Genomic DNA, 12,177 nt, shown 5'->3' with positions numbered 1-12,177 from the left:
AATATGTCTGCCTGCTGTCATATCCTTCTTTCTCGAATTCAGAAAATAACGCCTCAATTTTCACCGGCTTAACACAACTTTCTACTCTTCTTCATTCTGAAAATCTATATATTCCTGTGCAACGTCTCGGATTTCCTTCTCTATGTCTGTTCGTTCTGTTACTTTCTTCAATAGAGCCATATAGAATTCTCTATCTCCGCCTCCATTAATCAAACGATTCATCATAAAAAGCGTATGTATTGTCGGACGTCGTTCTATGGATTTCATTAGCAGTTCTTCATATCCGTGCCGATAAAACCGCTCCATATAATGTGTAATCTCTCCCGGCATACCAAAGTCTGTAAATGAGTGTTTTTCCATGAAGCCTAACAATGATTCTACTGACGATAAGCCAAGGTCTATTTTTCCTAATTCTTCTATTGCATCATCGAACTCATATGTTACTTCATCATCCTTAATGTACTGTTCCAGTTTTTTTATGACATTTTCCATCTCTACATGCATCTTATCTAGTTTCCCTTTTCTTTTAATTTCGATAGTTTTTCAACATCTTCCAAAATTCTTCAAAGTTCTCTGCAATCCAGTATACATTTCCTTCATCATTTGATTCTTCTTTAACTTTTCCAAATGATTCCATTTTTCTTCTCCTAAAATAAATCCAGCATATTATCCAGATATATTTCTTCCCTGATATGTAATTGGTACTCCGGCTTTGTCATGTAATAAAGCAAAAATTCCAAAATCAAAGCACTTCCAAGGCTCCGACCTTCGATTTTGAAATTCGAAAATCCCATTGGCAGATAGATATTTTGAATAGCATCAATTCCTATAAACCCCGGATTAGTCATTGCCTTTGAAAAACGGTAACCATGATTTATATCCGGCGCAGTACAGTGATGCTCCAAACTGTTCTCTCCCAGATTCTTGCGGCTGACTGCTTCGTAACAGCGTTTCCTGTCCTTACAGCCAAACCAGCAGCATTCATTACACAAAAATTCCACTTTATCTTTTTGCATCTGGGACAACGTATTTAACTTGTCGAAAGATTTATTCAACCTAAAATCCGGTACAACATACTGAAAATCTTTTCTATTCACTTCATTCAAGAACTGTTCAAAATCTGTCAACACTTTCGTTGTTGACGAGACAAAATACAGCCCAGGATAATTCTTTTTCAAATATTCCAGCAACAAATCTGAATAAACAATTACCCCGTTTTTCTTTACTTTAGTCTCTTTATTTTCCACATTCTTTTCAAATAATGCACAAAGTTCATTACACCTTTTATCTGACAAATGTTCCTCTCTAAGTAATGAATTGCTAAATGTCAGACGGGATGAAATCCCATATTCCTGCATCAATTCCAGAACCTCTTCCGGCTCCTGCTCTCCAAATCCGGCACGGCCGCCACCCCAGATACAGTCCGCCGGGGCTCCGTAAATTGAGCCAATCTCACACCAGTCATAAAAATATTCTCGATGTTTGCGAAATAAAGGCAAAAATTCACGGTACAATTCATAAAATTCGAACAGCCCCGGAAGATGGTAGTATGCTATACTTTTCTTTGTATTATACATTTTTTCCCAGATTCTCCAGCTTCTGAATTGCATCTACATCTTTTGCAAGTTCATCTCTTGCATTTGCATAATAACATTTCTGGAACAGCATATCCCATGACAAATAACTTGCCATGCAATCAAACTGCTTACAAATCAATTCGTATTGTATATTATCTAACGGTGAGCCGCCTACTACAATCAACCCAATCTTTTTCTCTTTCAACTGCAGTCCGCGGCAATAGCATTTATCGATGACCTGTTTCAACTGCGCTGTCATTCCCCACCAGTATACAGGTGTTGCAAAAAGAATCATATCTGCTTCCACCAGTTTATCAATCGTTGGATTCGTATCGTCCTGATCCACACAGCCTTTATGACATTGACAGGCACCACAGCCTTTACATGGGCTGATATGTAACTTATCCGGAGCAATCACCTCGATTTCATTCTTTTCAGCCGCTCCTTTTATAAATGCATTGATTGCTGTCAATGTATTTCCTTTTCTGGCACTTCCATTAATAATCACGATTTTCATAATATCTCTTCCTCCCTCTTTTCAATAATTGCATTTTAATTAATAGTACTTTTTAATTTTTCTTACAAAGCTTCAAAATGATATCTTGGTTTTCCGACGCTCTTCTTTCCGTATTCAATCGCCTCAGTCGGACAATAACAGATGCATGCCATGCAATGCGTACAATTTTTACTCCAGACAGGTCTCTCCTGTTCCAGGTGAATATTATTAAGCGGACACTTTTTTACGCATTGTCCGCAACCGATACAAGAATCATTTGCCTGAAATGCGTTGGCTTTCACAAAAAATTTATAGAAAATAGGATTTACCGGTCCACTCATAAAACGGTCATATAGATTATTACGTGGCAAGCAAAATTCTTTTCCATTTCTGATATATGCAATGACTTTTTCAATATCAGGTTTGGCTTTTGCTACAATTTTCCGTGCTTCTTCTGCTTTTGGTGCATCAAACATGGCAATATAATTCTCGGGCATGAGAATCCGTGCTGTTCCCATATATTGAAGTTTCTTTTGTTCTGAAAGCTTCCGATTGTATTTTGCTGCATTTCCTATCTCACTGCCACAATTCATAACAAACCAGATACGTTTTCCATCAATGAATTCCGTTTTATCAATCCACTCTGATACAATCTTTGGAATGCGCCAGGCATAAGTCGGTGTCACAATAATCACATCTCTGCCAGTCTGCAATGGCGATGTATCATTTTCTTTTATTTTCATGTTTAAATCTACTGTATTTTCCCGTATTGCCTCGGCAATCCGTTTTGCAATATATTTACTGTTTCCTGTTCCTGAAAAATAAAGAATCAAAATATAGCTCCTCCAAATCCTGATATTTTGTATCTATTCTGCGTCAGCTCCTACAAATATTTCACGATATCTTCCAGTTTTCGCTTCGGTACTACATAATCTTTATTCTCATCAAGATAATATTTGATATTTCCGTCTTTTGCGTCTTCCATTTTGCTTGTATGACTCGGATAACCAAATGCTACAACTGTATGAAGTTTCTGTTCTTCTTTAAGGCCAAACATCTTAGAAAGTTCTGCTTTATCGCACGCACCAATAATACAGCTTCCCACTCCATGGCTCCATGCAGCCAATGTCATATTGCTGATTGCCAGTCCGGCATCTGTATCACAATACTGCCCCCGATTGATATTTTCATTTTCTATAATTCCTATGAATAAGACCGGTTCTTCCCCGGCTTTCGGCTGCCCTTCCTCTTTCGGAAGATAACCTGCCCATCTCGTATGTCCGAATACTTCTTTTACCTTCTCCTGCGACTTCACAACAACATAGCTTAATGGCTGTAAATTTGCCGCACTTGACGCATAGCGGGCTGCAGTCAGCATTTCATCAATGATCTCATCTGATATTGGCTCCTGCTTAAATCTCCGGTAAGTTCTTCTTAGCTTTAATAATTCCATCAATTCCATATTTTTCACCTTCCGCTTTCTTTTTAATTCCGTTCATATATTTTCTTACTTCTTCGAATGACCGGATTGGTTTTTTATTCCTTGTTGGTTCACCCAGTTGCTTTGTCATATACAACGTATCGAACCATCTGGCAGCGTAATCTTTTCTTTCGCCCGTATCTCTCTCCAACATTTTTTCACCAAATCCATATTACTATTTTTTAATTCATAAAGAACTTTCTTCTCTCCATCAATTCCTGCTTTTGTGAGAATTATTTCTTTCTGAATATTCTCTTTTACTTTCCCAGTCGCTCTTGGAAGTAACTCTTCCAGTTTTGCCAAATGCTCCTCTGCACTGTTTGACTCCTTTAAAATTATAATTTCCGGCTTTGAAAAAAAACCATAACTCTTTCCTTTATCTAATGTTTACTTCATAATAAATAATTTTATCATTTTCCTATATGATTTACAATCCATATATACTGTATTAAGTTTTTATTGTCTATCAGGAGATATCAGTACATATGAAGAATTTATGATTATATTAACAGCTTGCAGTTTACTCATCGCAATTCTGAATTGTACATATAGAAAATAGCACCTTAAGCTCCTGCAAAGCTTAAGATGCTATTTCTAACTAATCATTACTTAACTTATTTCATTACAATATTGATAATCTTCTTCGGAACGTAGATTTCTTTTACGATATTTCCTGTCAGTTTATCTGCGATTGCTTCTTTTCCTGCTGCAATTGCATCGTCTTTGGAAATGTCTGTTGGTACTGAGATGACAGCTTTTGTCTTACCGTTGATCTGTACAGGTACCTGGATTTCGTCATCTTTCATCTCATTCTCATCATATGTCGGCCATCCGGCTTTGAATACGCTGCCTTCGTGTCCTAACTGCTCCCAGAGTTCCTCTGCTACATGAGGTGCAAATGGGGAAAGCAGTACTGCAGCTGTTGACAGTGTCTCTTTGTCAATTCCGCCTTCTTTCTTAGCAATCTCGATGAGCTTATTATTGTGTTCCATGAATGCAGAGATGACTGTATTCAAGCTGAAGCTCTCCAGACGTGTTGTTACATCATAGACAAGTTTATGACGCTCTTTGATCATCTCTTTCGAAGCTTTTACATCTGAATCTTTGCTGTCCATAACAAGATTCCACAGACGTTTCAGGAAACGGTTTACTCCGTCGATTCCACGGTCATCCCACTCTGCGTCTAACTCCGGTGGTCCTACGAAAAGCTCATACATTCTCAGGGAATCACATCCATAATCTCTTACAAGATCATCCGGTGATACAACATTTCCCTTAGATTTACTCATCTTGATTCCGTTCTTTCCTGTGATCATTCCCTGATTGAACAGCTTATGGAATGGCTCATCAAAATCAACAACTCCGATATCGTTCAGGAATTTTGTATAGAATCTGGAATACAGAAGGTGAAGAACTGCATGCTCTACTCCACCGATGTACATATCTACCGGAAGCATCTCGTCTGCTTTCTCTCTGGAAACCAGTTCTTTATCATTATGGTTATCCACATAACGAAGGAAATACCATGATGATCCTGCCCACTGTGGCATTGTATTTGTCTCTCTCTTAGCGTCAGCGCCACACTGTGGACACTTGCAGTTTACCCACTCATCGATTGCAGCAAGCGGTGATTCACCAGTTCCTGTCGGCTCATAGGATTCTACCTCTGGCAGACGAAGTGGCAATTCTTCTTCCGGTACCGGAACATTTCCACACTTCGGACAATGAACGATCGGAATTGGCTCTCCCCAGTATCTCTGACGTGAGAATACCCAGTCACGCAGCTTGTAGTTTACGGTTGCGCGTCCGATTCCTCTCTCCTCGATAATATGTGGTGCCTCTTTTTTCAGTACGGCAGACTCCATACCATTCCACTCACCGGAATTGATCATTGTTCCGACAGCTTCAGTATAAGCCTCTGTCATATTCTCAATCTCTTTACCATCTTTTGCAATAACCTGAATGATTGGGATATTGAATTTTGTTGCAAACTCGAAGTCACGATCGTCATGAGCAGGTACACACATAATAGCTCCTGTACCGTAATCAGCCAGTACATAATCAGATAACCAAATTGGAACTTTTGCTCCATTTAACGGGTTGATCGCATATGTTCCTGTAAATACGCCTGTCTTTTCTTTATCCTGCATACGGTCAACATTAGATTTCATAGATGCATCGTAAATGTATTTTTCTACTGCATCTCTTGTCTCGTCTGTTGCAAGGCTCTTAGCAAGTTCATGCTCCGGAGCCAGTACCATAAATGTTGCTCCGTGAAGTGTATCTGGTCTTGTTGTATAAACTGTGATTTTCTCATCTCTTCCTTCTACTGGAAAATCTACCTCTGCACCGTATGATTTTCCAATCCAGTCAGCCTGCATCTTCTTAACTTTCTCAGGCCAGTCAAGCTTGTCCAGATCATTTAGAAGTCTGTCTGCATATTTTGTGATACGAAGCATCCACTGACGAAGATTCTTCTTTGTAACTTCAGCTCCACAACGCTCACATTTTCCGCCTACGACCTCTTCATTGGCAAGACCTGTCTTACATGATGGGCACCAGTTGATTGGGAACTCTTTCTCATAAGCAAGTCCTTCTTTGAACATCTTTACAAAAATCCACTGTGTCCACTTGTAGAAGTTCGGGTCTGTTGTGTTGACCTCACGATCCCAGTCATAAAGAGCTGCGATTTCATTGATCTGACGCTTAATATTTTTAATATTAGCTGCTGTTGAAATCTCCGGGTGAACTCCCATCTTAATTGCGTAGTTCTCTGCCGGAAGTCCGAATGCGTCCCAGCCCATTGGATGAATGATATAATAGCCCTGCTGTAATTTATATCTGCTCCATACATCAGAGATTACATATCCTCTCCAATGACCTACATGAAGTCCGTTACCTGAAGGATATGGAAACATATCCAGGCAGTAATATTTTTCTTTTTTCTTTCCATTCTCATCAAACTGGACATTGACCGGATTCTCTTCCCATTTGTCACGCCACTTTTTCTCGATCGCCTTATGATTGTAAGGTATCTTAGACATATTGATTTCCTCTCTTTCTGCAATACTGCATCTAAAATAAAATGAAAGCCTTCTCATCTCCAAAGAGACGAAAAGGCTTGATTCCGTGGTACCACTCTTCTTCATATGAATTCTCATATGCACTCATTGCTTCTGTAACGGGAAGTCCCGCTCCTGCCTATGTTGCCCTTACGATAAATGTCTGACCTGTTCAGCAGAAGAACTCCGAGGCGAGTTGGGAGATTACGTCATTGCCTTGCACCTGCCGGCAACTCTCTGAAAACGATAGGCTCTTAATACTCCTCTTCCATGTCTCTTTCATATTCTTCATTATTATAAGGAGAATGATAATATAAGTCAAGACTCAATCCGAAGTTTTCAATGTTTTCTATTGTTTCCTGGATCCAAATTATATCTGTAATTTGGATTCTGATTTTCCACCTGTACATCTAACGTATAAGTTCCAACATGAATTCTTGAATGTTTTTTACACTTGTTATAGGAAGAAAGAAGCGTATTTCTATTAACTGAAACACGCTTCTTTCTTTTTTGCACATTCTTAATTATGGCAAACCCTGCAGGGGGAGCAGGATTTCTATAGGAAATAATACTGTTCAAGTATTAACCTGAAATCTTCTGACATTGCTGTCTGATAGACTTAATCGCACTAGTAATAGGAAGCGTCATAATCCGGTCTTTATGATACAAAAGATAAATCTGTCTCTCTGTATTTACATTCGGGAATTCAAACTTCAATAATTTCCCCAATGCCAAAGAATCCTGAATTGCCAGACTACTTACAAATGCAACTCCCATTCCTTCTTCTACACTTCTCCGGACCAGATCGGAAGATTCTGCCTGCATGGCAATCTTCAACGGCTTTGCATGCAGATCCAGCGCTTTCTCAATGCTTTCATATGCAATCTTTGTTCCACTGCCTGATTCCCGTATAACAAATGTCTCTTTCTTCAGCTTATCAAGCGGAAATACCCCATTCAGACTCCGATATTCTTCTGTATTCGGTGTCGCAAGTACAATCTGATCTTTTAGAAGCGGCATACACATACATTTCTCATGATTGGTACGGATACTCCCTATTCCAAGATCTGCTTCAAATCTTAAGACCGACTGGATTACCTGACTGCTGTCTCCTTCCAACATACGATAATCGATCTCAGGATATTTAAGTCTGGTCTGTTTCAAAATCCTCGGAAGAATATAATTCCCCGGAACTGATGAAGCAGCAATCGTTACAGTTCCTTTTACTTTTGCTTCCGTCTTATTCAAATGTGCCAGTGCCTCATTTTCCGTCTCCAGAAGCCTGACTGCATATGGATAAAACAGAACTCCCTCTTCTGACAATATCACATCTTTTGTTGATCTAACCAAAAGCTGGACTCCCAATTCCACTTCCAATTGCTTGATATGAGTACTGATTGTCGGCTGTGAGACGAATGCTTTTTTTGCAGCAACAGAAAAGCTTTTACAGTTGACAACATTAATAAAACTTCTTATGTAATCCAATCTCATTATTCTCTTTTTCCTCTTTTCCCCATGTCTTTCTAAAAAATGTCTTTTTAATTTCAAGAATGCCTCGGCATTCTTGCTGCGCACCTCTGCAAGTCTACACTCCGTTTCGGTCGGCGCAAAACCATTGTCCACCGGACAATGTGCGCCCTGCCGGAGGCTATATCAGCTGGGGGATTGACTCCCAGCTAATATATATTTTAAATCTCCTCGTCTCAAATGTCGAATTGATAGTTTTCATAGTTTTATTGAATTTTTCTATACTTTATTAACGTTTCCAATAGATTTTCTTTTATTTATCAAGATTATTGATATTTATCTATTTCATTTTCTATCTGCTATTATAATCACAACCTAAAAATAATTAAATTATGACATGAAAAATCCCACATTTCTGTGGTTTGTATTGATTTTTATTTTTTACAAGTGTGAAGACCGGTTTGCATTTTTCCAATGCCATCTTTAACTTTTACGCTTATTCTAAGATTATTCTAAAATTCTCGCGAAATCGTCTAAAAACTTCTTTTTTCAGGTTGTTACTGTCTGCACTTTAGTGTATAATATAAACATCAACTATTCGATACCGGATATGCCCGGTATAATATTATACATAAAGGAGAGTTTGCCATGGTAAATTTATTAACTGGCCCTAAAGGCAGCGGAAAAACACAACAAATGATCGAGCAGGCAAATAAGCAGGCGAAAGAATGTAAAGGTAATGTCGTTTTTATCAAAAAGACGCATCGCGATACCGCAAGTGTTGCATTTGATATCCGTACAATTTGTATGGATGATTTTCCATCTATTACGAATACCGATGAGTACATTGGTTTCTTATATGGAATGTATAGCTCCAACCACGATATTGAGTGCATCTTTATCGATGGTATTTTAAAACACGCAGATATTTCCATTGAGAATATTCCAGGATTTATTGACCGTCTGAAAAAACTCTCCGAGGAATGCGGTATCAAGTTTTATGTAAGTATCAGCGCAGAAAAAGCAGAATTAAAGGACATTAATTTGGATGGCTGCACTCTTTTAAATTAAATGGATCAAATAATGAAACAAGCGGACAGTCTATCTTAAAATAGGCTGTCCGTTTTTATGCATATTTTCTACAACGAATGAGAAGGTAACAAAATACTATGAGCGATAACAATTCAGGAATCAAAGCATCAAAAAGACGCCAGATGGAAGCCAGGCGCAGACGCCTCAGACGCAGAAAAAGGAAACGCGCCATGCTGCTCGGAGGCATGTTATGTACAGTCTGTCTGATTCTATTTGGCACAATATATGGCATCAGTCATCTGTTGCATAAACATACTGACACGAAAGAAGTCGCTAAGACTTCCCAGAAGCAGACAGCCAAAAGCAAGGACACTTCCTCTTCCAAAGAAAAAATTGACACTTCTGCTGTAAAAACGCAAGAACTTGTCATTAACACAGACAATAACTCTGGCAAGAAAAAGAAAGGCAGCTCCTCAAAGGGACCTACCACCATCACTATAAGTTCTATGGGGGACTGCACACTTGGAACTGATGAAGGTTTTGATCAGTCCACCAGCTTTAATGCTTACTACAACGAATATGGCGCAGACTATTTCTTAAAAAATGTTCGTTCTATCTTAGAAGCTGATGATTTGTCTGTTGTGAACTTTGAAGGAACACTAACCGAAGAGACGAGCCGGGCTGATAAAACCTTTGCATTTAAAGGACCTGCCAAATACACCGACATTTTGACCGGAAGTTCCGTGGAAGCCGCCAATATTGCAAACAACCACAGCAAAGACTACGGCACAAAAAGCCAGGAAGATACCATCGAAAATCTGTCAAATGCAGGCATTGCTACATTTGGCTATGAAAATGTCGTTGTGGTTGATGTAAAAGGTATCAAAGTTGGACTTACCGGCATCTATGAACTTGCCGAGCATGAGCAGAAAGCAACGCAAGTCAAAGAAAATATCCAGGCATTAAAAAATGCAGGAGCACAGATTATTATCGTCAATTTCCACTGGGGAATTGAAAAAGAATACACCCCAAATGCTACCCAGAAAAAACTTGCACATCTGGCCATCGATGAAGGAGCCGACCTTGTCATTGGTCATCACCCACATGTACTGGAAGGCATTGAAAAGTATAATGGAAAATATATCGCCTACAGTCTTGGAAACTTCTGTTTTGGAGGAAATAAAAATCCTTCTGATAAGGATACGATGATCTTCCAACAGACTTTTACCATCGACGCAGACGGTAAAGTTGCAGATGACGATAACATTAACATCATTCCTTGTTCTCTGTCTTCTTCCAGTAATAAAAACGATTACTGTCCGACACCTCTTGAAGGTGATGAGGCAGAACGCGTCAGACAAAAGATAGAAAAATACAGCGAAGGGCTCTAATCCTTCCGCTGTATTTTTCATTTTCATTTTATTCACAAATGTTACTTAATTTTAAGGCTTACAACTGTATCTGTCTTCTCACCTTTCTTATATTCCATCGTCACAGTCTGCCCTGCTTCACACCGGACTACATCAATGTAATCAACTACAGACACATCAAAAATATCCGCGGAACCATCAATCATCAGGTAATAATGAGAAGTTCCATCAATGACCGCCTGGGCAATCTTGGTAATCTCTCCGGTGATTGTCTTGATTTCTCTGTCGTCCTTCGCTTCTTCTTTCACACCATTGCTTAAGAGCAGATCCAGATAATTGTCCTCACACTGACTCACACTGTCTCCGATAGCAACGATCTGATATTTCTGCACATTTACCATGGCATATTTCTTAACCAGTCCTGCATCATCCTTTAATGCGATAAAATACGTCGGTTCTCCGGATATATTAAGAAGCAGTGGAAATGTTGCGGTATACTTCAGATTCTGCACCTGTCCTTCTGCTGAAGACATAGCGGAAGCTTCTGTTGCTCCCTCACATTCATAATACTTTGTTTCCATTGTTCTCTGATTGGATAATACAAATCCAACATTAGACTGATCCCCGTTAACCGAAGTCACGCCTGTGTACATCCATACGTCATCGTCCAGTGCAAGATAATTGTAACCATCTGTTGTCTTCAAGCAGTCTTTCTGACTCAGCACACTGTTAAAAAATCCATGTTTCAATGTTCCATAATAATCAAACAAATTGACAAGAAGATCCGCAGAATAGACTCTGTCTACCCATTCCGGAACATCCGTTGTCTTATAAGTCGTTGTTTCACCAGTAATAGCATTACAGATCACAACCTTACCGATCGTCTCACCGCCAAACAGACCAATGTTATATTTTTTCACCGGTGCGATCCAGTATGGCACACCATCATCATCGATTTCAAAGCTCAAATCCCCGTAAATGTATGTCGGATGTGCAAATCGCAGATGCCGGTAAATATTCCGGTTAAAGTACTCACTGTTCACATATTTCATGCCTTTATCCAGCTTTACAAGCTCCGTATTCTGATTTGCCATATTAATACGAATATATGCCGGTATTCCTTCTGAGCGGTTCGTAAACCACTTAATAACGCTGGCATAGCGAAGCGGCGTTACACGCACCGGATTATCCTTATAATTAATCTGGGAATAAATGTCGTCTGCCTCAAACTGCGAAACCATATCTACCATACTTCCCATCTTACGGTCTCCCAAAAGTGCGGCAGTATCTCTGTCCAAAAGCGGAATCTTATCAAAGGAAAGTTCTTCTACATCTTCTGTAAAATTTCCCTGCTCTACCTTCATCAGCTTCTGATATTTCTTCGCATTAACAATCGGGGAAGATAAAATACTTCCAATCAAATAAACTGCACCAAGCACAAGCAAAAGTATCACGCCTGCCCGGAGTATTTTGCTCTCTTTCAAATCGCTGATACGAATTTTCGCAGGATTTCTGAATCCATAAAAAAAGAGTTTCACAATTAAAGCTATTACGATTAGAAATAATACTGCTCCCCACGTATCTGTAGAGTGAATGTTGATTGCCGGTATAGTCACATAATAATAAATTGCTGCAACGAATACTACAATCAGGGCTATTAAACCTTTTGTCTTTGTTTTCATAACTTTCTCCT

General features: G+C 39.1%; 12 protein-coding genes and 1 other annotated feature. Of the genes, 2 read left to right on the top strand and 10 right to left on the bottom strand.

Annotated elements, in window-relative coordinates; genetic code table 11:
• Positions 1-81: 81 nt before the first annotated feature.
• The 9 genes from LI149_RS05380 to LI149_RS05340 all read right to left on the bottom strand — a co-directional run bounded on the left by LI149_RS05380 (position 82) and on the right by LI149_RS05340 (position 8,106).
• Positions 82-504 carry a hypothetical protein gene (locus LI149_RS05380; protein ID WP_227086809.1) on the bottom strand — a complete coding sequence of 141 codons (423 nt, stop codon included), beginning with the start codon at positions 502-504 and terminating at the stop codon, positions 82-84.
• Between the two features lie 143 nt (positions 505-647).
• Complete coding sequence (locus LI149_RS05375; RefSeq protein ID WP_227086808.1) at positions 648-1,577, bottom strand: hypothetical protein; 930 nt, start codon at positions 1,575-1,577, stop codon at positions 648-650.
• Positions 1,570-2,094 carry a flavodoxin family protein gene (locus tag LI149_RS05370; RefSeq protein ID WP_227079206.1) on the bottom strand — a complete coding sequence of 175 codons (525 nt, stop codon included), beginning with the start codon at positions 2,092-2,094 and terminating at the stop codon, positions 1,570-1,572. The genes LI149_RS05375 and LI149_RS05370 overlap by 8 nt, the downstream gene beginning before the upstream one ends.
• A 62-nt stretch (positions 2,095-2,156) precedes the next feature.
• Complete coding sequence (locus LI149_RS05365; protein WP_227086807.1) at positions 2,157-2,906, bottom strand: EFR1 family ferrodoxin; 750 nt, start codon at positions 2,904-2,906, stop codon at positions 2,157-2,159.
• 50 nt (positions 2,907-2,956) lie between these two features.
• Positions 2,957-3,526: a nitroreductase family protein gene (locus LI149_RS05360; protein WP_227143061.1), complete on the bottom strand. Its 570-nt coding sequence runs from the start codon at positions 3,524-3,526 to the stop codon at positions 2,957-2,959.
• Positions 3,486-3,644 carry a hypothetical protein gene (locus tag LI149_RS05355; protein WP_227143060.1) on the bottom strand — a complete coding sequence of 53 codons (159 nt, stop codon included), beginning with the start codon at positions 3,642-3,644 and terminating at the stop codon, positions 3,486-3,488. Before LI149_RS05355 ends, LI149_RS05360 begins: the two co-directional genes overlap by 41 nt.
• Entirely contained in the window at positions 3,641-3,856 is a 216-nt protein-coding gene (locus tag LI149_RS05350; protein ID WP_227086804.1) for a hypothetical protein, read from the bottom strand. Before LI149_RS05350 ends, LI149_RS05355 begins: the two co-directional genes overlap by 4 nt.
• A gap of 311 nt (positions 3,857-4,167) precedes the next feature.
• The gene (gene leuS, locus LI149_RS05345) at positions 4,168-6,597 is read right to left on the bottom strand and encodes a leucine--tRNA ligase (protein ID WP_255642163.1); all 2,430 of its coding nucleotides are present in this window, start codon (positions 6,595-6,597) and stop codon (positions 4,168-4,170) included.
• 60 nt (positions 6,598-6,657) lie between these two features.
• Positions 6,658-6,895, bottom strand: a binding site (T-box leader).
• A 302-nt stretch (positions 6,896-7,197) separates the two neighbouring features.
• Complete coding sequence (locus tag LI149_RS05340; RefSeq protein ID WP_227143059.1) at positions 7,198-8,106, bottom strand: selenium metabolism-associated LysR family transcriptional regulator; 909 nt, start codon at positions 8,104-8,106, stop codon at positions 7,198-7,200.
• A gap of 624 nt (positions 8,107-8,730) precedes the next feature.
• On the opposite strand from LI149_RS05340, the gene LI149_RS05335 reads away from it, so the two are divergent.
• Together LI149_RS05335 and LI149_RS05330 are read left to right on the top strand one after the other, a co-directional pair.
• Positions 8,731-9,153: a hypothetical protein gene (locus tag LI149_RS05335; RefSeq protein WP_227078627.1), complete on the top strand. Its 423-nt coding sequence runs from the start codon at positions 8,731-8,733 to the stop codon at positions 9,151-9,153.
• Positions 9,154-9,251: 98 nt separating this feature from the next.
• Positions 9,252-10,505 (top strand): CapA family protein, encoded by a 1,254-nt coding sequence (locus LI149_RS05330; RefSeq protein ID WP_173785973.1) that lies wholly within the window; start codon positions 9,252-9,254, stop codon positions 10,503-10,505.
• A gap of 41 nt (positions 10,506-10,546) precedes the next feature.
• Here the strand turns inward: LI149_RS05330 and LI149_RS05325 are convergent, their stop codons facing one another.
• Positions 10,547-12,166 (bottom strand): CvpA family protein, encoded by a 1,620-nt coding sequence (locus LI149_RS05325; RefSeq protein WP_227143058.1) that lies wholly within the window; start codon positions 12,164-12,166, stop codon positions 10,547-10,549.
• Positions 12,167-12,177 lie beyond the last annotated feature (11 nt).

This window comes from Dorea sp. 210702-DFI.3.17 (genome assembly GCF_020560825.1).
GTDB lineage: Bacteria > Bacillota > Clostridia > Lachnospirales > Lachnospiraceae > Dorea > Dorea formicigenerans.
This window is presented reverse-complemented; position numbering and strand designations above follow the sequence as displayed.

Coding starts and splice junctions, on each gene's coding strand:
- LI149_RS05380 (WP_227086809.1), bottom strand. CDS start 504: ATGCATGTAGAGATGGAAAATGTCATAAAAAAACTGGAACAGTACATT.
- LI149_RS05375 (WP_227086808.1), bottom strand. CDS start 1,577: ATGTATAATACAAAGAAAAGTATAGCATACTACCATCTTCCGGGGCTG.
- LI149_RS05370 (WP_227079206.1), bottom strand. CDS start 2,094: ATGAAAATCGTGATTATTAATGGAAGTGCCAGAAAAGGAAATACATTG.
- LI149_RS05360 (WP_227143061.1), bottom strand. CDS start 3,526: ATGGAATTATTAAAGCTAAGAAGAACTTACCGGAGATTTAAGCAGGAG.
- LI149_RS05355 (WP_227143060.1), bottom strand. CDS start 3,644: ATGACAAAGCAACTGGGTGAACCAACAAGGAATAAAAAACCAATCCGG.
- leuS (WP_255642163.1), bottom strand. CDS start 6,597: ATGTCTAAGATACCTTACAATCATAAGGCGATCGAGAAAAAGTGGCGT.
- LI149_RS05340 (WP_227143059.1), bottom strand. CDS start 8,106: ATGAGATTGGATTACATAAGAAGTTTTATTAATGTTGTCAACTGTAAA.
- LI149_RS05335 (WP_227078627.1), top strand. CDS start 8,731: ATGGTAAATTTATTAACTGGCCCTAAAGGCAGCGGAAAAACACAACAA.
- LI149_RS05330 (WP_173785973.1), top strand. CDS start 9,252: ATGAGCGATAACAATTCAGGAATCAAAGCATCAAAAAGACGCCAGATG.
- LI149_RS05325 (WP_227143058.1), bottom strand. CDS start 12,166: ATGAAAACAAAGACAAAAGGTTTAATAGCCCTGATTGTAGTATTCGTT.